The sequence below is a fragment of the Kaistia sp. MMO-174 genome (genome assembly GCF_037147815.1).
In the GTDB taxonomy this organism is placed as follows: Bacteria; Pseudomonadota; Alphaproteobacteria; order Rhizobiales; family Kaistiaceae; genus Kaistia; species Kaistia nematophila.
Genome location: NZ_JBBCUO010000007.1, coordinates 409,012 through 429,483, shown reverse-complemented (window position 1 = coordinate 429,483; position 20,472 = coordinate 409,012). Strand labels below are relative to the sequence as shown.

Genomic DNA, 20,472 nt, shown 5'->3' with positions numbered 1-20,472 from the left:
TCTCAGGGGGAGAGGTCGGACCGCAGGTCCGGGTGAGGGGCTACGCCCTCTCCCGGATGGGTCCCTAGGCATTCACCCGCCGCACTTCGTGCGTCGACCTCTCCCGGTGGGAGAGGTGAAAGCGGGTTTTCCCTCCTACACGCCCGGCCCCGAGGCCTCGCGCAGGTAGCGGACCGGCCGCTCCGGCGCGAGCGCCAGGGCGGCGCGGACGATCGCCTGCGCGTCGATGCCGTGGTGGCGGTAGAGATCGGCGATGGTGCCGGTCTGGCCGAAATGCTCGACGCCGAGCGAACGAGTGCGGTGGCCGCCGACCGAGCCGAGCCAGCCGAGAGTCGCCGGATGGCCGTCGAGCACCGTGACCAGCGAGCAATGATGCGGCAGGTCGGCGAACAGCCGTTCGACATGCGACTTGGCATGGACGAGGCCGCGCTCGCGGGCACGGCCCGCCGCCGTCCAGCCGGCGTTCAGCCGGTCGGCCGAGGTGATGGCGAGCAGGCCGATGTCGCGGCGGTCCTCGGCGAGCAACCCGGTCGCCTCGATCGCCTCGGGCGCGACGGCTCCGGTATAGGCGATGACGACCTCGGCGTTCGGGCCGGGCTTCCTGAGCCAGTAGGCGCCGTCGACGATGGCGCGTGACAGTTCCTCGTCGATGGTGCGGGTCGGCTGTTCGAGCGGCCGGGTCGACAGGCGCAGATAGATCGAGCCGCCGGTCTGGTCGCGCAGCCAGGTGCGCTCGTCCGGGTCGCCCTCGCCATTGCGCTGGATGTAGTCGAAGCCGAAGCGGAGGATGGTGGCGAGCTCGTCGACGAAGGCCGGCTCGAAGGCGGCCAGGCCGTCCTGCGCCATGCCGATCAGCGGCGTGCCGATCGACTGGTGCGCGCCGCCTTCCGGCGCCAGCGTGATGCCGGACGGCGTGGCGACGAGGATGAAGCGCGCATCCTGGTAGCAGGCATAGTTCAGCGCGTCGGCGCCGCGATAGATGAACGGGTCATAGAGGGTGCCGATCGGCAGCAGCCGCTCGCCATTGATCGAATGGCTGAGGCCGAGCGCCGAGAGCATGAGAAACAGGTTCATCTCGGCGATGCCGAGTTCGAGATGCTGGCCCGACGGCGAGAATTCCCAGTTGAAGGTCGAGGGAATGCGTTCCGACTTGAAGGTGTCGGCCATGTTCTCGAGCGCGAACAGGCCGCGCCGGTTGACCCAGGGACCGAGATTGGTCGAGACGGTGACGTCCGGCGAGGTGGTGACGATGCGGTTGGCAAAGTCGGAATCCTCGCGCGAGATCTCGTTCAGGATCTGGCCGAAGCCGGCCTGGGTCGAGAGCTCCTTGCCGCCGACGCCGGGTGCCGGCAGTACGGCCGGCACGTCGATATGCGGCGCGACGGAAGCCGGCTTGCGCTGGTTGAACGGCACGGCGTCGAGGAAGGCTTGCAGCTTGGCAGGCTCGGCCGAAAGGCCTTCAAAGTTCTCCCATTCATGGCCCGGACGGACGTTCATCGCGGTGCGGAACGCGTCCATCTGGGTCGGGTTCATCAACCCGGCATGATTGTCCTTGTGGCCGGCGAGCGGCAGGCCGAAGCCCTTGATCGTGTAGGCGATGAAGCAGGTCGGCCGGTCATGCTGGCCTGCCTTGGCGAAGGCGTCGAGCAGCGTCGGCAGGTCGTGGCCGGCGAGGTTGGTCATCAGCCGGGCGAGTTCCGCGTCGCTGCGCGCCTCGATCAGCCTTGTCACCGGGCCCTGATCACCGATCTCGTCGAGGAGGCGCTTGCGCCACGCCGCGCCGCCCTGGAAGCAGAGCGCCGAATAGAGCTGGTTCGGGCAATTGTCGATCCAGTCGCGCAGGCGCTCGCCGCCCGGCTCCTGGAAGGCGGCTTCCAGCAGCACGCCATACTTCAGGACGACGACATCCCAGCCGAAGTTCTGGAAGATTGCCTCGAAGCGCTGCCAGAGGCCCTCGCGGACCACGGCGTCGAGGCTCTGACGGTTGTAGTCGACGATCCACCAGGTGTTGCGCAGGCCGTGCTTCCAGCCTTCGAGCAGGGCTTCGAAGATGTTGCCCTCGTCCATCTCGGCGTCGCCGACGAGCGCGATCATCCGGCCTTCGGGATGCTCGCCGCTCCAGCCCTTGGCGCGGACATAGTCCTGCACCAGCGAGGAAAACAGCGTCTGGGCCACGCCGAGGCCGACCGAGCCGGTCGAGAAATCGACGCCGTCAATGTCCTTGGTGCGCGACGGGTAGCTTTGGGCGCCCTTGTAGCCGCGAAAGTTTTCCAGCTTTTCGCGCGTCTGGCGGCCGAGCAGATACTGGATCGCGTGGAAGATCGGGCTCGCATGCGGCTTGACCGCGACGCGGTCCTGCGGGCGCAGCACGTCGAGATAGAGCGCCGTCATGATCGTCGCCAGCGAGGCCGAGGAGGCCTGGTGGCCGCCCACCTTGATCCCTTCCGCATTGTCGCGGAGGTGGTTGGCGTTATGGATGGTCCACGCCGCCAGCCAGAGGATCTTCTTCTCCAGCTCCGCCAGCATGGCGAGGCGGTCCGGGGTTGGCGAAGACGGGGTAGGGGCGGTCGGCATGGACGATCCTCCATCGATCCAGAAATTCAGAATGGACCGGGCCGTTCGCCCGGTCCAGTGTCGCGTGCAGGGATCAGCCGATCCGCGATCCGCTCGCCGTATCGAACAGGTGGATGCGTTCGACCGGGAACTGGACATGCACGGTGTCGCCGCGCTCGGCGAGGCCGCGCTCCAGCGAGAACGCCTTGACGTCGCTGCCGAAGGCGCTGGCGTGCAGGATGGTGCCGAAGCCGGTGGGTTCGACCAGGTCGATCGTCGCGGCGATGCCGCCGGGAAGATCCTTGCCGACCAGAACATGCTCGGGACGGATGCCGAGCGTCACCTTGGTGCCGTCGGCCGTCGGCGCCGCGCCGGCGAGCGGAACGACGACGCCCTGCGCCAGCTCGACGCTGCCGCCATTGGCGGCGCGATAGACGCCCTCGAACATGTTCATCGCCGGCGAGCCCATGAAGCCGGCGACGAACAGATTGGCCGGACGGTCATAGAGGTCGAGCGGGCTGCCGACCTGCTGCACGATGCCGGCGTTCATGGCGACGATGCGGTCGGCCAGCGTCATCGCCTCGATCTGGTCATGGGTGACGTAGATCGAGGTGGCGCCGAGGTCCTGGTGCATCTTCTTGATCTCGCCGCGCATGTGCTCGCGCAGTCGCGCGTCGAGATTGGAGAGCGGCTCGTCGAACAGGAACGCCTTGGGCTGGCGCACGATGGCGCGGCCCATGGCGACGCGCTGGCGCTGGCCGCCGGAGAGCGCCTTCGGCCGGCGCTCCATCAGCGGTGTCAGGCTGAGCTTCTCGGCGGCGCCGGAGATCGCCTTGGCGATCTTGTCCTGCGCGATCTTCCGAAGGCGCAGGCTGTAGCTCATGTTGCCGGCGACGGTCATGTGCGGATAGAGCGCGTAGGACTGGAACACCATGGCGATGTCGCGGTCCTTCGGGTCGAGATTGTTGACGACCTTGCCGCCGATCTTGATCTCACCGGAGGAGATGTCCTCGAGGCCGGCGATCATCCGCAGCAGGGTGGACTTGCCGCAGCCGGACGGGCCGACCAGCACGACGAACTCGCCGTCCTTGATGGTCAGGTCGACGCCGTGCAGGATCTTGACGTTGCCATAGGCCTTGCGGACGTCGGTGATATCGATGGATGCCATTGCGATGCTCCGTCAGCCCTTGACCGCGCCGGCCGTGAGGCCCTGCACGAGGTAGCGCTGGATGAGAAGGAAGAAGAGACAGGCGGGGATCAGGGCGAGCACGCCCGCGGCCATCATCTGTCCGAAATCGACCGAGAACTTCGAGACGAAGCTGAGCAGGCCGACCGGGAAGGTGCTGGCGTCGACGCCCGAGATCAGCATCAGCGCGAACAGAAGCTCGCTCCACGCCGCCGTGAACACGAAGCCCAGCGTCGCTGCCATGCCCGGCAGCGTCAGCGGCAGGATGATCTGGCGGAACGCCATGAAGCGGGTGGCGCCGTCGATCATCGCGGCTTCCTCGAGATCCTTCGGGATGCCGTCGAAGAAGGACTGCATCAGGAAGGTCGCGAACGGCACGTTGAAGGCGACATAGACCAGGATCAGGCCGGAGAGGCTGTTGGTCAGGCCGAGCGGCGACAGCATCTTGAAGATCGGCGCGATCAGCATGACGAGCGGGAACATCTGCGTCAGAAGCATCAGTCCGACGATCCAGATCTTGCCGCGGAAGGTGAAGCGCGACAGCGCATAGCCGCCGATCGAGGACAGGATGGTGACGATGAAGGCGGTCGACACCGACACGATCATCGAGTTGCGGAAGAACAGCGGGAAGTCGCTGTGCGTCAGCACGAAGGCGAAGTGGTCGAGCGTCGCCCGCGACGGCCACATCTTGACGCCCTCTGAATAGAGAAGGTCGTTGGGCGTGACCGAGACCTTGACCAGCCAGAACAGCGGGAACAGGGCGAAGGCGATGTAGACGAGGATGGCGAGCCGATGGGCGACCGTCATGCCGATGCGCTTGGAGCTGGTCATGGTCTAGCGCTCCTTGAGCAGCGTCTGGCGCAGGAACACGATCAGCAGCGAATAGACCATCAGCAGCAGCAGAAGCACCATTGCGATGGCCGAGGCATAGCCGAAATCGAGCCTGCGGAAGGCCTGGGTGAAGATGTAGCTGGCGACGATCTGGGTCTTGTCGGCCGGGCCGCCATTGGTCATCACGACGATCAGGTCGGCGAAATTGGCGATCCAGATCGTGCGCAGCATGACGGTGATGGCGATGGTCGGCGCCAGGAAGGGCAGGGTGATCGAGCGGAAGCGCTGGAAGGGCGTCGCGCCGTCGATGGCCGCCGCCTCATAGAGGTCGCGCGGGATCGACTGCAGCGCCGCGAGCAGCGTGATCGCGAAGAACGGGATGCCCCACCAGACATTGGCGATGATCGGTCCCCACATGGCGAGGTCCGGATCCGACAGGATGTTGTTGGGGGCGCTCAGGATGCCGAGCGCATAGAGCCAGTGCGGGATCGGGCCGACGACCGGATTGAACATCCAGGCCCAGTTCAGGCCGGACAGGAAGCTCGGCACGGCCCAGGGCAGGAAGCAGAGCGCCTGGGCGAGGCCGCGGCCATAGAAGGGCTTGTCGAGCAGCAGCGCCAGGATCAGGCCGAAGGCGAACTGCAGCGCCACCGAATAGCCGGTCCAGTAGACGGTGTTCTTCAGCGCCAGCCAGAAGGTCTTGTCCTTGGCGAGCGCCCGGAAATGATCGAGGCCGATGAAGCCGCCGGAGAACGGATCGAGCAACGTCATGTCGCGGAAGGCGTAGGAGATGCCGATCGCGAGCGGCACCAGCATGACCGTGACGATCAGGATCAGCGCCGGGGCGGAATAGAGATAGGGCTCGCTCGCATTGGCGAGCCGCCGCAAGAACGGTCGTCGATCTCGCCCATACGGGGCGCTCACGGCCTCTGTCATCGGAAGTCGATCCCTTTGGTCTCGTCGCAGCCTGCTGGACCTCTCTTGGTGGAGGTCGCAGTCGCGGAAATGGGTTTCGGGAGGCGCATGTCGCCCCGGCGAGGGGGGAGCCCCTCCCGCAACCGTGTCTGCCGGGTGCCGGCCTTCCCGCGCGGGGAAGGCCGGTCCGACGGTCGTGCAGGGCCCGGGCCTCAGGCCCGGACGGATGCCGGCAGTGCTGCTCGCCTTACTTGGTGGCGAGGAACTTCTGCTGGCTCTTGGTCAGGTAGTCGGCCCACTGCTGGCCCAGCTCCTCCGGCGTGATCTCGCCGAGCAGCGCCTGCTGGCTGGTCTTGATCACGAGCGAGTCCTTGAAGAAGGCGAACTCGGGCAGGTAGGTCGGCATGACAGTCGGGACGACGTCCTTGTCCGAGAGCTCGGCGAACCAGCCCTTGAACTGCTCGCTGGCATAGAACGGATCGGTCTCGGCCGACTTGCGGGCCGGGAGCGCGCCGGTCTTCTTGTTCCAGGCGATGTTGCCTTCCTTGCCCTCGAGCGTCGCGAGCAGCTTCCAGGCCGCGTCCTTGTTCTCGCTGGTCGAGAACATCGACCAGCCGGCATAGCCGATGGTCGGGAAGGTCTTGCCATTCTCGCCCTTCGGCATGGTCATGATGCCGTAGTCTTCCGGCTTCATGCGCTCGGCGATGGCGATGAGGGCGTCCGGATCCTGATCGAGCATCGCGCAGGTGCCGGAGTAGAAGCCGGCGACGATCTCGTTGAAGCCCCAGTTGACGCTGTCCTTCGGAGCATAGCCCTTCTTGTACAGATCGGTGAAGAAGGTGAGGCCCTTGACCCAGCCGGCGTCGGCGAAGGTCGACGTGCCGTCTTCCTTGAAGAAGGTGTTGTCGCCATTGGCGGTGGCGCCGAACATGACCCAGCCGTTCAGGCCGCCGGGGCCGCCGCGCATGCAGTAGCCGGCCTTGCCCGGCAGCGCGGAGACCTTCTTGGCGGCCTCCTCGAACTCGGCCAGCGTCTTCGGCACGTCGGTGACGCCGGCTTCCTGGAACAGCTTCTTGTTGTAGAACATCGCGCGCAGATAGAAGCCGTAGGGCAGCATGTAGGCGGTGTTCTTGACCGAGCGGCCGAGCTCGAGCGCGCGGTCGTTCAGGTCGGCGCTCTCATCCCACTTGGCAAGGTAGGGCTCGAGGTTCTCCAGCATGCCGCGGTTGGCATAGAGGGAGAGCCAGGTGTCCGGCATCTCCATGACGTCGGGCGTCTCGCCGGCCGCGACCATGGTGGCGAACTTCTCGAAGGCCTGGCCCCACGGCAGCGAGATGATCTCGACCGTCGTGCCGGGATTGGCTTCCTCGAACGTCTTGACGATGCCCTTCAGCGTCTCGGTGCGCTCGGGGCTGGTGATCACCTCGACCAGCTTCAGCTTGGTGTCGGCGAGCGCCGACCCGGCGAGCAGCGCCGTCATCACGGCGGCTGCGGCGATCTTCTTGAACATTATTGGTCTCCCTCTTCTTGTTAACTGCAGTCTTACGCAAGCCGGGCGGAATCGATGGCCGCGGCGAGATCGTTCCAGAGCGCGTCGGCCCCCTCGAGGCCGACATGCAGGCGAACCATGTTGGCGCTGACGCCGAAATCGATCGCCGAGTTGGGACCGGCGGCCTGTACCCGCACGACCTGCGCCGGCACGACGAGGCTCTCATGGCCGCCCCAGCTGACGCCGATCTTGAACAGGCTGAGCGCGTCGGTGAACTTGGCGATGTCGACGGCGCCCTCGCGGAAGGTGAACGAGAACAGGCCCGACGTGCCGGACAGGCCGGCCGGCAGCTGGTTGCCGAGGCCGGGATGCTCGACCGAGGCAACGGCGTCGTGATCGAGCAGGCGGCGCGCGACATGCAGGGCGGCGGCTTCATGCGCCTTCATGCGGATCGGCAGGGTGCGCAGGCCGCGGATGAGCAGCCAGGCGTCGAACGGCGACAGCTTGCCGCCGAGATAGGGCAGCGTGCCGGAGCGGATCCTGCCGATCATCTCCTTCGAGCCGACGACGACGCCGGCGACGACGTCGCTGTGGCCGCCGAGATATTTCGAGGCCGAGTGCAGCACGAGATCGACGCCGAGCTTGATCGGCTGCTGGAAGACGGGCGAGGCCCAGCTATTGTCGATCGCGGTGATGACGCCGTGGCGCTTGGCCATGGCCGCCAGCGACTGGACGTCGTGCGTTTCCATCGTCCAGCTGGTCGGGCTCTCCATGTAGAAGAGCGTGGCGCCCGGCAGCGCAGCCTCGACCGCCGCCTCGTCGCGGCCGTCGACATAGGTGACGGAGACGCCGTAGCGCGACAGCAGCGTCTCGAACAGGCGGTAGGCGTCCGGATAGACATGGCGGACGCAGACGACGCGGTCGCCCGGCTTGACGAAGGTGATCACGGTCGACGAGATCGCCGCCATGCCGCTGCCGAAGGCGAGGCCGTCTTCGGCGCCTTCCATCGCGGCAACCTTCTCCTCGAAGATGCGGACGGTCGGGTTCAGGCCGCGGCTGTAGGTCGGGCGGACCTTCAGGCCCTTATAGGTCTGCTCCATCTCGGCATAGGACGAGAAGGTGAAGAGCGAGGTCTGGACGATCGGCGGCACCACCGCCTCATAGGCGTTGACGTCGTCATGCGCGGCGACGAGGGAGGCGAGGTCGAAGGCCGCTGTACTGTCGTTCATTTCTGTACCTTGTCGGATTGTGGGGCGGTGTCCTGCGACATCTCCCGAATGTCTTCCTCGACGATCTCCAGGATCGTCAGGGTCTCTCGGCGGGCGCGCTCGGCGTCCTGCGCCGCGATCGCTTCGAACAGCGTGCGGTGATAGGGGAAGGAGCGGCCGGCGAAGTCCGGCCGGTCGAACGGCTTCGACCAGAAGCGCTCGAACGCCTCGCGCATCTGTTCCAGCAGCTGGCCGAACATCGGATTGTGCGAGGCGTCATAGACGGAGAGGTGGAAGGCGAGGTCGTACTTGCCCGAGGTGCCCTCGGCGAGATGCACCTTTTCCATCGCCACCAGCCTGTCCTCGATGATTTCGAGATCGGCCTTCGAGCGCCGCAGCGCCGCCAGCGCGCCGGCCTCGGCTTCCAGCCCGCGCCGGATGTCGAGCGTCGACAGCAGGCCCTCGCGCAGCGTGCCGGCATCAATCGACAGCGGCATATGGATGGTGTCGGAGGAGATGCCGCGCAGCAGGTAGGTGCCGCTGCCCTTGCGCGATTCCATCACGCCCAGCGCCTGGAACTGGCGGATCACCTCGCGGACGGTCGAGCGTCCGACGGCCAGCGACTGCATCAGTTCGCGCTCGGTCGGCAGGCGTTCCCCCGGCCGCAGGCCCGACTGGGCGATGTAGTCGGCCAGCGCTGTCATGACGGTCTTGGCGCGATCGGAAGCGGGGAGCGGCGACAGGCCGGGAACGGAAAGCGTCATGCCCGCACCCGACGGGGTGCGAGGTACGCAGCATCAAGAAACCGGCTCGCCTGAATCACGCGATCGTCCCCGTTGCGCCGCCCGGAGGCGATCCAAATTGGTCTGACATCTGATCATTTCTACAAGCGCGCCGTTTCGTCAAGAGCCGCATTTTCGGCAGTTTGATGCCTGTTTGGGCAGCGCATTCGGATCTGCAACCCTGCGGTGTCGCGGCCGGCGAGCACAAAATTCCGGCTTTGCCGGCAAAACTGCGTGAATCTGCGGCTTCTGGCGGGGGCCCGGACCTGCTAGCCTCTGCCCGCGCATTTTGCGCCGGGCGGGCGACCATGAGTGACAAGCCGAAGCTTCTCATCACGCCGACGCGGTTCGAGATGGAGGTCGACGGTCATGTCGCCTTCATTCTCTACCGGATGCAGGGCGACGTCATCGAACTCGTCCACACCGAGGTGCCGCCGGAACTGGCGGGGCGCGGCATCGGCACGAAGCTGGTGCGCGCCGTGCTCGACGACATCCGCGCGCGCGGCGCCAAGCTGCATCCGCTCTGCCCCTTCGTGCACGCCTATATCGCCCGCCATTCCGAATATGCCGATCTCGTCACCGACTGAAGCCGAAGCCAGCCGACCGGAGATACGCATGCCCGCCTACGACGCCATCATCATCGGCACCGGCCAGGCCGGTTCCCCGCTTGCCGGCCGGCTGACCGACGCCGGCATGAAGGTCGCCATCGTCGAGCGCAACCTGTTCGGCGGCACCTGCGTCAACACCGGCTGTACGCCGACCAAGACGCTGGTCGCCAGCGCCAAGACGGCGCAGATGGCGCGGCGCGCCGCCGAATACGGCGTCCTCCTCGACGGGCCGGTCAGGATCGACATGAAGAAGGTCAAGGCGCGCGCCGACGCCGTCTCCGGCGCCTCGCGCGACGGCATCGGCAAGTGGCTGGAAGGCATGGCGAACTGCACGGTCTTTCGAGGCCATGCGCGCTTCGTCGACCGCAACAGCGTCCGGGTTGGCGACGACGTGCTGACGGCCGACAGGATCTTCATCAATGTCGGCGGCCGCGCCATCCTGCCGGCCATACCGGGCCTCGCGGAGGTGCCGCACCTGACCAACAGCACGATCATGGATCTCGACGTCGTCCCCGAGCATCTGCTGATTCTCGGCGGCAGCTATGTCGGGCTCGAATTCGCGCAGATCTATCGCCGGTTCGGCGCGAAAGTGACCGTGTTCGAGCCCGGGCCGCGCCTGATTCGCCGCGAGGACGAGGATATTTCGCGCGCAGTGGCGGATATTCTGGCGGCGGAGGGCATCGACGTCATCGTCGGCGCGGCGAACCTCGCCGTCGGCCGCTCGGGAGGCGGCATCGTCGTCAGCCATGACGGCTCGAACGGCCTCAAGGCGGTTTCAGGCTCGCATCTTCTGGTCGCCACCGGACGGCGTCCGAACACCGACGACCTCGACGCCGACAAGGCCGGCATCGCGCTGGACGCGCATGGCTACATCATCGTCGACGACGCGCTCCGCACCACTGTCGACGGCATCTGGGCGCTGGGCGATTGCAACGGCCGCGGCGCCTTCACCCATACCGCCTACAATGATTTCGAGATCGTCGCCGCCAATCTGCTCGACGACGACCCCCGCCGCGTCACCGACCGCATTCCCGTCTACGCGCTCTATGTCGATCCGCCGCTCGGCCGGGTCGGGCTGACCGAGACGGAGGCGAAGAAGACCGGCCGGCGCCTGCTCGTCTCGACGCGGCCGATGACCCGCGTCAGCCGGGCCATCGAAAAGGGTGAAACCCAGGGTTTCATGAAGATCGTGGCCGATGCCGACAGCGGCGAGATCCTGGGCGCGGCCCTGCTCGGCACGGGCTGCGACGAGGTCGTGCACTCGCTGATCGACGTCATGTATGCCCGCCGGCCTTACCAGCAGGTGCGCCGCGGCGTCCATATCCACCCGACCGTGTCGGAGCTCCTGCCGACCATGCTGGCCGAATTCCGGCCCGCCTGACGCTGCAGCCGGCGGCCTTTCCAGCGGTTGCATAAATCGCGTCTTGCGAACGCACGGTGGTGGCGTGACGGCGCATGTATGGTAAATGTTAAGGATAGTCTCATAGAGACAGGAGCGTAGTGGCCGCGTAGCGTACCGGCGATGTGTAGGGTGCAATACCGTTGACAGTCTCTCCTTTCTCGCCGCGCGGGAAGCGCATGCGGCGCGGGTTGCACCGGACCCTGGCCTCGACGCTCGTTCTCGTCCTGGTCGGCTCCAGCGCCGGCTACGCGCAGGAGAGCGGCTTCTTCGACGGCATCCGTTCCTTCTTCGGCAAGACCAAGGAAGAGCCGGTCGCCGACGCGGTTCCCTACAAGCCGACCGTCAACGTCATCGACGCGCCGCGCGCGCTGCGCAAGGCGGTCACGGCCGCCTCCAACCTCCAGTCGATGCGGAAGTCGCCGCCGTCCGGCGCCGCCGGCCTGCTCCGTCGCGCCCGCGCCGACATCGACCAGATCACCGCCGCGCTCTACGCCAATGGCTACTATGCCGGCACCATCCACATCACCATCGCCGGCCGTGAGCTCGACGCGCCCGACATCTTGCAGGCGATCGAGGCGGCCCGCCCGGCCGGCCCCGTTCCCGTCCAGGTCGACGTCACGCCCGGCCCGCTGTTCCATTTCGGCGAGATCACGCTGGTCGACGCCGACCATCACCGGCCGCTGGCGATGGCGCCGACGCTGAAGAGCCTGCGCATCCTGCCCGGCGAAGAGGCGAAGTCGACCACCATCCTCGACGCCGAGGGCCGGATCACCGACTTTTATCGCAAGGAAGGCCACGCCTTCGCCAAGGTGGTCGACAAGGACGTCGTCGCCGACCACGCCAGCAACCTGGTCAATGTCACCTATGTCGTCAGCCCCGGCCCGGCGGTCGCCTTCGGCCAGGTCACGGTTTCCGGAACCGAGAAGGTCCGACCCTCCTTCGTGCAGGAGCGGGTGCGCATCATTCCGGGCGAGATGTTCTCGCCGCAGCGCCTTGCCGACACGCGAAAGTCCCTGCTGAAATACGAGGCCTTCTCCGGTGTTCGCATCCGCGAGGGCGACAAGCTCGACGCCAATGGCCGCCTGCCGGTCGATGTCGAGGTGACCGAGCGCAAGCCGCGCTATGTCGGCTTCGGCGCCAAATACTCCTCGACCGACGGTTCGTCGATCAACGCCTTCTGGGGCCATCGCAACCTGTTCGGCGGCGCCGAGACCCTGCGTCTTGATGGTCAGGTTTCGTGGTTTGGCGGCAATTCCAGCGCCGTGCCGGATGCCAATCCGCTCGGCTACCGTTTCGCCGCGACCTTCGGCAAGCCCGGCATCCTGACGCCGATCGACGACCTCGTCGCCCAGGCGGCGGTGCTGCGCGAGGTGACCGACGCCTACGTCCGCGAGGCGGCGACGCTAACCGCCGGCGTGCGCCGCAATTACACCGACCAGTTCTCTGTGCAGGTCGGTCTCGATCTCGAGCAGTCGCACACGCAGGATTCGACCGGCACGCGCGACGACACCATCGTCGGCATACCGATCGACGTCGCCTACGACACCACCGACAATGCGCTCGATCCCTCCAAGGGCATCCGCGCCTCCGGTACGTTCGAGCCCTTCGCCTATCTCGGCCAGGCCAGCGCCGGGCCTATGATGTTCAAGGGCTCGCTCTCGGCCTATCGCGCCTTCGACGAGGACAAGCGCTACATCTTCGCCGGCAAGATCTCGGCCGGCACGATCTTCGGCGCCGACCTGCTCGACGTGCCGCCGCAGCGCCGCTTCTATGTCGGCGGCGGCGGTTCGCTGCGCGGCTACGACTATCAGTCGGCGAGCCCGCGCAACGCCCAGGGCGACATCATCGGCGGCTTGAGCTTCGTCACCGCTTCGGTCGAGGCGCGCGTCAAGGTCACCGACACCATCGGCATCGTGCCGTTCGTCGATATCGGCTCGGCGTCGGAGGGCTCGGTGCCCGACCTGAACGACCTTCGCTATTCCGCCGGTCTCGGTCTGCGCTATTATACCGGCATTGGCCCTGTCCGGCTCGATGTGGCGATCCCGCTCAATCCCGAGCCAGACGATGCCGGCTACGGCATCTATATCAGCCTTGGACAATCGTTCTGATGCCCCGCGCCCTCACCATCCTGCGCTGGTTCGGCGTCGGTTTCATAGCCGTCCTGATCACGCTCGTCGCCCTGTTCGGCTTCCTGCAGACCGGCCCCGGCCTGCGGACGCTGGAAAATCTCGGCAGCCGGCTCGCCAGCAGCGACGGCCTGACGGTCAAGATCGAGGGCCTGTCCGGCTTCGTGCCGTCCGACATGACCATTGCGCGGATCTCTGCCGCAGACGCCACCGGTCCGTTCGCCGAGGTCGAGAATCTGCATCTCGCTTGGCATCCGCTGTCGCTGCTTTCCGGCAAGGTCTCGATCGCCGATCTCGCCGCCGATCGCGTCTCCGTCTCGCGTACGCCCGTGCTGCCGCCTCCGCCGCCGAAGCCCGCCGGCAGCAGCAGCGGCATTCCGTTCATCCGCGTCGCGCTCGACCGGCTTGATATCGCCAGGATCGAGCTCGGCGAGCCGGTGCTCGGCATGGCGGCGACCCTCAATCTGCAGGCCTCGGCCCGTCTGGTCGACCCCGCGGAGGGCCTGTCGCTCGATTTCGCGGTGCTGCGCGAGGATGCGCCCGGCGAGATCAAGGGCCGCGCCCGCTACGCCCCGGGCGACGGTACGGATTCGCTCTATCTCGACGTGACGGCGAGCGAGCCGGCCGGCGGCCTGGTCGCCCGGCTGGCGCAGATCGAGGGCCTTCCGGCGCTCTCGCTCTCCGTCAAGGGCAACGCCCCGCTCGACAACTGGAATGGCAGCATCGCGCTCGACGCCGGCGCCACCGGCCATCTCGGCGGCACCGCCGCCATCAAGCAGGTCGATAACGGCCGCCGCATCATGCTCGATCTCGCCGGCGACGTGGCCGGCCTGGTGCCGGCTACGGTGCGGCCGCTCTTCGCCGACCAGACCACGCTGATGGGCTCGGCTATCGTCGAGCCGGAGGGCCGCATTGCCATCGAAGGGCTGAATGCTACCGCTGCCGGCTTCGGCCTGGCGCTGGTCGGCAAGCTCGACACGACGGCCAAGACAGCCGACGTGAAGCTCGATCTCGTCGGCGGCGATCCCTCCCGCTTCGCCGCCTTCGCGCCCGGCGTCACCTGGTCCGGCTGGCGTCTGAATGCGGCGGTGACGGGCGCTTTCGCGACGCCCTCCGTCGACGCGACCCTCACCGCCAGCGACCTTTCCGGCGCCGGCTATGGCGCGCGCGACCTGCAGGTCGTCGCCAAGACGACGCCGGCGACCGGCGGCGGTCTCGCCTTCACCGTGGATGGCAGCGCCGGTGGCCTGTCGGCCGAGGATCCCAAGGTTTCCGCAGCACTCGGCCAGACGGCGAAGCTCTCGGCCGCCGGTTCGCTCGGCGACGCCGGCCCCGTGCTGACCGACGCCAAGGTGACGCTGGAACCGCTCGACCTCGCCTTCACCGGCTCGGCCGCGCCCAAATCCGTCCAGGGCGCGCTGCGTCTCGAGCGCTTGAACCTCGCCGCCTTCTCCGGTCTCGCCGGCCGGCCGCTTTTCGGCAGCGCCGTGCTCGACGCCAAGATCGACGCCGATCCGTCGACCCGCCGCATCGCGCTCGACCTCGACGGCACGTCCCGGTCGATCCATACCGGCATCGCCCCGGTCGACGACTTCTTCGCCGGCGACAGCCGGGTCAATGGTTCGGTGTCGCTGGCCGAGGACGGCCGCATCGCCGTCAACGGGCTGACGCTCGCCGCCAAGGGCCTCGACGTCGCCGTCGATGGCGGCATCGAGAAATCCGCCGCCGACCTGACGGCGCGTGTGAAGCTCGCCGACCTGAAGGCGCTCGATCCGCGCGTCTCCGGCGCCGCCAATGCCGATCTCCGCTTCACCGGCGGTCTCGACGCGCTCGGCCTGGCCGGCAAGGTCGCGATCCCGTCCGGCGTCGCGATGGACAAGCCGATCGAGAATCTGACGCTTTCCGTCGATCTGACCGACCTGACGGGCCGCCCCGGCGGCACGATCGCGCTCGACGGCAAGCTCGCCGGCAAGCCCGCCAAGGGCGGCGCCAAGCTGACCTCGCTCGCCGATGGCGGCCGTCGCCTCGACGATCTCGACCTCGCGATCGGCGGCGTTCGCGCCAAGGGCGCCGCGGCGCTCGCCGCATCCGGCCTCGTGGACGGCAAGATCACCATCGCCGCCTCCAACCTCGCCGATCTCTCGGCGCTGATCCTGACCGACATCGCCGGCCGCCTCGACGCGACCGTCGTGCTCGACGCCTCGAACGGCGCCCAGCGCGTCGCCGTCGATGCGAAGGCGGAGGGCGTCGAGGTCGCCGGCAACCGCGTCGACCGGGCCGACATCAATGCCCGCATCGTCGATCTCTCCGGCACGCCGGTGATCGACGGCAAGGCGGTTCTCGCCGGCGTCCGCGCCGGCGGCCAGGTCATCGAAAGCGCGACCGTGACGGCGAAGAGCGCCGGCACGGCCACCGACGTGACGCTCGACACGGCGCTGCTCGGTTCCAGCATCAATGCCAAGGCGCGGATCGCGCCGGCAGGCGGCGACACCAACATCCGCCTCGACGCGTTGAAGATCGCGCGCGCCGGCACCAATGTGACGCTGTCGGCGCCTGCCAACATTACCATCGCCAAGGGCGGCGTCTCGATCGACAAGCTGGCGCTGGTGACCGGCGACGGTCGCGCTACCGTCAGCGGCAAGGCCGGCGAGACGCTCGATCTCAATGTCGACCTGCGCAACCTGCCGCTGTCGCTCGCTTCGCTGGCCGCGCCGACGCTCGACATGAAGGGGTCGCTGAGCGGCTCGGCGCGCGTCACCGGCAAGGCTTCCGTCCCCGCCGGCGAGTATGATCTCAAGATCGCCAAGCTCACCAATGCCGACATCGCCAAGGCAGGCCTTGGCCCGTTCGACATTTCCGCGCGCGGAAGACTGGGCGGCGGCCGGGTCGGCGTCGAGGCGACGATCAACGCGCCCTCCGTCTCCGGCCTGACGATCAACGGCTCGGTGCCGATCGCCGGCGGCGACATGGACCTGAAGATCAAGGGCGCCATCGACCTCGCCATCGCCAATACGGCGCTTGCCACCTCGGGCGGCAATCTGCGCGGCAAGGCTGTGATCGACGCGGCGCTCGGCGGCCCGACCTCGGCGCCGCGCGCGTCGGGCAACGTGCGGGTCTCGGGCGCCAGCTACAATGACTCGTTGAACGGCATCTCGCTCTCCAACATCGAGGCGGTGCTGACCGGCTCGGACCGGGCCGTCAACGTCACCTCCTTCACGGCGCAGACCGTCCAGGGCGGGCGCATCGTCGGCAAGGGCAATATCGCGCTCGACCCGGCGCAGGGCTTCCCGGCCGCCATCGAGGTGACGCTGCAGAAGGCGACGCTGGTCAATAGCGACCTGATGCGACTGGTCTCCGACGGCAAGATCACCGTGCAGGGCCCGGTCGCGACACGGCCGAAGATCGTCGGCCAGATCAATGTCCGCAGCCTCGACATCAACATCGCCGATGTGCCGTCCGGCGGGCTGGATCCGCTCTCCGTCCGCCATGTCAATGCCGGCAAGCAGACGGCGGCGAAGGGCGGCATCCGCGCCAAGGCGCAGGCTCGCGCTGCAGCAACGGCCAAGAAGAAGACGCAGCCTGCCAGCCCCTTCGTCGCCGATCTCGACCTGCGAGTCTCGGCCCCGAACGGCGTGTTCGTGCGCGGCATGGGCATGGACGCCGAATTCGGCGGCGACCTGACGCTTCGCGGCACGACGGCCGACATGGTGACGATGGGCGGCTTCACGCTGAAGCGCGGCCGCTTCAGCGTCGTCGGCCGCCAGCTCACCTTCACCGAGGGCACGATCACCTTCAACGGCAGCCTCGATCCGGAGCTGAACCTCAAGGCCGACACGTCCGGCGGCGACGTCACGGCGAGCATCGTCATCGGCGGCAATGCCTCGGCGCCCGAGGTGAGCTTCACCTCGACGCCGACCCTGCCGCAGGACGAGGTGATCGCCCGGCTGCTGTTCGGCCGCTCGATCAGCACGCTGACGGCCGGCCAGGCGTTGCAGGTGGCGCAGACCGTTGCGCAGTTCTCCGGCGGCGGCCCCGGCGTGGTCGATTCGATTCGTCGCTCGCTCGGCGTCGACACGTTGAGCATCGGTACGGATTCAACCGGCAAGGGCGGCCAGATCGGCGCCGGCAAGCGGCTGAACGACAAGATCTATGTCGGCGTCCAGCAGGGCACGACGCCGGATTCGAGCAAGGTCACGGTCGATGTCGACCTGACCCGCAACATCCGCATCCAGGGCGCGGCCGGCGCCGACGGCTCCAACGAACTCGGCATCGGCGCGCAGTGGGATTATTGAGGGGCTTTTTCACCTCTCGCCGAGGGAGAGGTCGACGCCCGGAAGGGCGGCGGGTGAGGGGTTGCGGCCTTACCGGATAGGCTTGCTACCCATCCAATCCTCCGCCGTCATCCCTGCGAAAGCAGGGATTCATGCCGGCGCTGCGTCGGAGCTTTGCGTGATGAGGCCTCGGCCGAATGGATCCCGGCTCGGAGGCCGGGATGACGTCGAGCGTGCGGGCGGCGGCGGTGCGTTTTTGCCCGCGAAGAAACCCTCACCCCAGCCCTCTCCCGCTCGCGGGAGAGGGGGGCTTGCCCGCGCTGGCCTTTCAACCTCCAGCGTCGATGCGAGACGCCGGCCGAAACCCTCGCCCGCTTGCGGGAGAGGGCAGGGTGAAGGTGCTTAGCCCGGGAACAGCGTCAGGCCGCCGTCGACGCGGATCACCTGGCCGTTGATGAACTTCGAGCCATTGCCGGCGAGGAAGGCGACGGCGTCGGCGATCTCGGACGGCTCGGCGTAGCGGTTGAACGACTTGCCGGAGGAATCCATCTTGGCGGGGTCGACGACGCGGGTCGCCTGGAAGCGGGCCGACTTGGTCGGGCCGGGGCTGACGGCGTTGATGCGCACGCCTTCCTCGTAGAGCTCCTTGGCGAGGCAGCGCGTGTAGTGCACGACGGCCGCCTTCAGCGTCGAATAGACCACCTCCGGCGAACAGCCCATATGAGCCGCCGCCGAGGCGATGTTGATGACCGAGCCGCTGCCCGCGGCTACCATCGGCGGCACGAAGGCCTGGCAGACCAGCATCGTGCCGATCAGATTGTTGTTGGTGAGGACGGTGATGTCCTCGAACGAGATGTGGAGCGCGTCGTTCGGCTTCGGCTTGTTGCCGGAAGCGCCGATGTCGCCGCCGGCGCAATTGACCAGCACGTTGACGGTGCCGAGCTTGGCCTCGATCTCTTCCTTCATCTTGCTGACGGCGGCGGGGTCGCCGATATTGCCGGTGACGGCGACGGTGCGCACGCCATGCTTGGCGATCTGTTCCGCGACCTCGCCGAGATCCTTCGCCTCGCCATACTTGGCCGGTCCCGTCCATTCGAGGTCGTGGATGGCGACGTCGGCGCCGAGGCTCGCCAGCTTCTCGGCCATGGTGCGGCCGAGGCCGCGGCCCGAGCCGGTGACGAAGATGACCTTGCCGGATAGTTCTCTGCTTGTTTCCTGGCTCATTCGCGAGCTCCTTCTGGATCTTGTGTTCGAAGTGACGAGTTGGAAATCGGTCAGCGCATGACGCCGAGGGCCTGCATGTTGGCGACGCTCCTGCGGATCATGTCGAGCTCGTACTGGACCAGCGCGCCGTCCTCGCCGCGCTCCCAGGGGGTGCGGTAGTCGGCGTCGTCGGGAAGCCGGTTGCGTCGCGCCGCCTGCAGGCAGGCGGCGAGCGAGCGGGCCGAGCGCGGCGGATAGCCGTTCCACCAGTCCGCCGTCAGCAGCCGCACATGGCGGACGTCGAGCGCGCCCGGCTCCAGCACGGCGGTCAGCTTCGGATGATGCTCGGCCAGGATCGCCAGCACCTCGGCGAACGGCACGACACCGTCGCCAATCGCGCAGCGGACGAGGCGAAAGCCCTCGTCGGTGAACTGGACGTTGTAGTCCTTGAGATGGACGTGCCGGACCCAGGGCGCGATGCGGCGGGTGAAGTCGAGCGGAGCCTCGCCGACCGGCAGCGTGTTGCCGGTGTCATAGCAGAGCCCGACGCCGCCCTCGACCTCCTCGCAGAAGCCGACCAACTCGTCGCTGGTGAAATCCTGGTGGTTCTCGATCACCAGCGTCCGGCCCTCGGCCGCCGCCCGCGGCGCATAGAGCGCGAGCGCGGCATGCACGCCGCGCACCAGCTCGTGCCATTTGTCGCCCCAGGCGTTGCGGTCGCCGCACAGCACCGAGGTCAGGCAGACGCGGATCAATTTGGCGTCCAGCCGCTCGGCCGAGCGGAAGGCGCTGTCGAGCGGGCCCTGGTTCAGCCCGCTGCTGATCACCGGCGTCATGCCGAGCGCGGCGAGCCGGGCCTTCAGCGCCGCGACCTCGCCGTCGTCGAGGCGGGCGATCCACGGCTCGAAGATCTCCAGCGTCTTCGCGCCCAGTTCCTCGGCGAGCTCGATGAAGCCCTCCAGCCCGCGCCCGTCCGGATTGGCGCGCGGCGTGCCGTGTCCCTGCAGGCCGAGATAATAGGTCAAACCATAGGGATTCAGTCCGACTTGCAGCATGGCGCTTCCGATCCGGCGATGGGGGAGAAGGGGCGTGGCCGTCAGATCAGGCCGCCGTCGACGATGATGGATTGCTTGGTGATCATCCGGCTGTCGTCGGCGCCGAGGAACAGCACGGTGCGGGCGATCTCGTCGCCGTGCAGCACGGTGCGGATGCATTGGCGGCTGACCAGCGCATCGACGCTTTCCGGCGTCTTGTACCAGAGCGCGTATTGCTTCTCGGTCATCACCGCGCCGGGTTCGATCGCGTTGACGCGGATGTTGTCGGCGCCGAAGGCGCGCGCCAGGCTGCGCGTCAGGCCGAGCACGGCCGCCTTGGCGGTGGTGTAGGCCGGCATGTTCGGCGCGCCGCCGCGCCAGGCGATCGACGAGAAGTTGATGATCGAGCCATAGCCGAGCGCCCGCATCTGCGGCCGCACCGCCTGCGCGGTAAAGAATTGCGGGCGCAGATTGATCGACTGCGCCCAGTCCCAATATTCCTCCGTCACGGCGTCGATCTCGTGCCGGTCGTCATTCGCCGCGTTGTTGACGAGGACGCCGATCGGCCCGAGCCTGCGCCCGACCTCGGCGACCGCCGCCTGGGTCGCGCCGATGTCGGCGAGGTCGCAGCGGAGGAAGAGCGGCTGGTGCGCCGCGCCGCCGAGTTCGTCGGCGAGCGCGCGGCCCGCCTCCTCCTGGATGTCGACGAAGGCGACCCTGGCGCCGGTTCCGGCAAAGGCGCGGACGATGTCGGCGCCGATGCCGGAGGCCCCGCCGGTGACGAAGACGACGCGCCCGGAAAGGCTGGGGTAATTCGCGAAGGTCATGGAAGGCTGGCTCGTCGGAAGCTTCTGGTCGGATGCG

At 67.5% G+C, this 20,472-nt stretch carries 14 protein-coding genes; 4 read left to right on the top strand and 10 right to left on the bottom strand.

Annotation, left to right across the window (positions count from 1 at the left end; translation table 11 throughout):
• Window positions 1-135: 135 nt before the first annotated feature.
• The 7 genes from WFK98_RS25450 to WFK98_RS25420 form a co-directional block, all read right to left on the bottom strand.
• On the bottom strand, window positions 136-2,574 hold the full coding sequence (locus WFK98_RS25450; RefSeq protein ID WP_336802260.1) for a transketolase-like TK C-terminal-containing protein: 2,439 nt from the start codon (window positions 2,572-2,574) through the stop codon (window positions 136-138).
• Between the two features lie 73 nt (window positions 2,575-2,647).
• Window positions 2,648-3,721 carry an ABC transporter ATP-binding protein gene (locus WFK98_RS25445; RefSeq protein WP_336802259.1) on the bottom strand — a complete coding sequence of 358 codons (1,074 nt, stop codon included), beginning with the start codon at window positions 3,719-3,721 and terminating at the stop codon, window positions 2,648-2,650.
• Between the two features lie 12 nt (window positions 3,722-3,733).
• Window positions 3,734-4,570: a carbohydrate ABC transporter permease gene (locus tag WFK98_RS25440; RefSeq protein ID WP_266337008.1), complete on the bottom strand. Its 837-nt coding sequence runs from the start codon at window positions 4,568-4,570 to the stop codon at window positions 3,734-3,736.
• Window positions 4,571-4,573: 3 nt separating this feature from the next.
• On the bottom strand, window positions 4,574-5,506 hold the full coding sequence (locus WFK98_RS25435) for a carbohydrate ABC transporter permease (RefSeq protein ID WP_266337009.1): 933 nt from the start codon (window positions 5,504-5,506) through the stop codon (window positions 4,574-4,576).
• 226 nt (window positions 5,507-5,732) lie between these two features.
• Window positions 5,733-6,995 carry an ABC transporter substrate-binding protein gene (locus tag WFK98_RS25430; protein ID WP_266337010.1) on the bottom strand — a complete coding sequence of 421 codons (1,263 nt, stop codon included), beginning with the start codon at window positions 6,993-6,995 and terminating at the stop codon, window positions 5,733-5,735.
• A gap of 32 nt (window positions 6,996-7,027) precedes the next feature.
• Window positions 7,028-8,203: a PLP-dependent transferase gene (locus WFK98_RS25425; protein WP_266337011.1), complete on the bottom strand. Its 1,176-nt coding sequence runs from the start codon at window positions 8,201-8,203 to the stop codon at window positions 7,028-7,030.
• Complete coding sequence (locus WFK98_RS25420; RefSeq protein ID WP_266337012.1) at window positions 8,200-8,946, bottom strand: FadR/GntR family transcriptional regulator; 747 nt, start codon at window positions 8,944-8,946, stop codon at window positions 8,200-8,202. Before WFK98_RS25420 ends, WFK98_RS25425 begins: the two co-directional genes overlap by 4 nt.
• Before the next feature lie 326 nt (window positions 8,947-9,272).
• Between WFK98_RS25420 and WFK98_RS25415 the strand changes: the two genes are divergently transcribed.
• The 4 genes from WFK98_RS25415 to WFK98_RS25400 all read left to right on the top strand — a co-directional run bounded on the left by WFK98_RS25415 (window position 9,273) and on the right by WFK98_RS25400 (window position 17,392).
• Window positions 9,273-9,551 (top strand): GNAT family N-acetyltransferase, encoded by a 279-nt coding sequence (locus WFK98_RS25415; protein ID WP_266337013.1) that lies wholly within the window; start codon window positions 9,273-9,275, stop codon window positions 9,549-9,551.
• A gap of 28 nt (window positions 9,552-9,579) precedes the next feature.
• Window positions 9,580-10,953, top strand: a complete 1,374-nt coding sequence (locus WFK98_RS25410; RefSeq protein WP_336802258.1) for an FAD-containing oxidoreductase — start codon at window positions 9,580-9,582, stop codon at window positions 10,951-10,953.
• A gap of 197 nt (window positions 10,954-11,150) precedes the next feature.
• Entirely contained in the window at window positions 11,151-13,082 is a 1,932-nt protein-coding gene (locus tag WFK98_RS25405) for an autotransporter assembly complex protein TamA (protein WP_336802257.1), read from the top strand.
• Window positions 13,082-17,392 carry a translocation/assembly module TamB domain-containing protein gene (locus WFK98_RS25400; protein ID WP_336802256.1) on the top strand — a complete coding sequence of 1,437 codons (4,311 nt, stop codon included), beginning with the start codon at window positions 13,082-13,084 and terminating at the stop codon, window positions 17,390-17,392. Before WFK98_RS25405 ends, WFK98_RS25400 begins: the two co-directional genes overlap by 1 nt.
• A gap of 381 nt (window positions 17,393-17,773) precedes the next feature.
• Here the strand turns inward: WFK98_RS25400 and WFK98_RS25395 are convergent, their stop codons facing one another.
• Genes WFK98_RS25395 through WFK98_RS25385 form a run of 3 tightly spaced genes read right to left on the bottom strand, consistent with a single transcriptional unit; the run spans window position 17,774 to window position 20,435 of the window.
• Window positions 17,774-18,595, bottom strand: a complete 822-nt coding sequence (locus WFK98_RS25395; protein ID WP_336802255.1) for an SDR family NAD(P)-dependent oxidoreductase — start codon at window positions 18,593-18,595, stop codon at window positions 17,774-17,776.
• 50 nt (window positions 18,596-18,645) lie between these two features.
• Window positions 18,646-19,629, bottom strand: coding sequence for a sugar phosphate isomerase/epimerase family protein (locus WFK98_RS25390; protein WP_336802254.1), 984 nt, complete (start codon window positions 19,627-19,629; stop codon window positions 18,646-18,648).
• 41 nt (window positions 19,630-19,670) lie between these two features.
• Window positions 19,671-20,435 carry an SDR family NAD(P)-dependent oxidoreductase gene (locus WFK98_RS25385; protein ID WP_266337019.1) on the bottom strand — a complete coding sequence of 255 codons (765 nt, stop codon included), beginning with the start codon at window positions 20,433-20,435 and terminating at the stop codon, window positions 19,671-19,673.
• Window positions 20,436-20,472 lie beyond the last annotated feature (37 nt).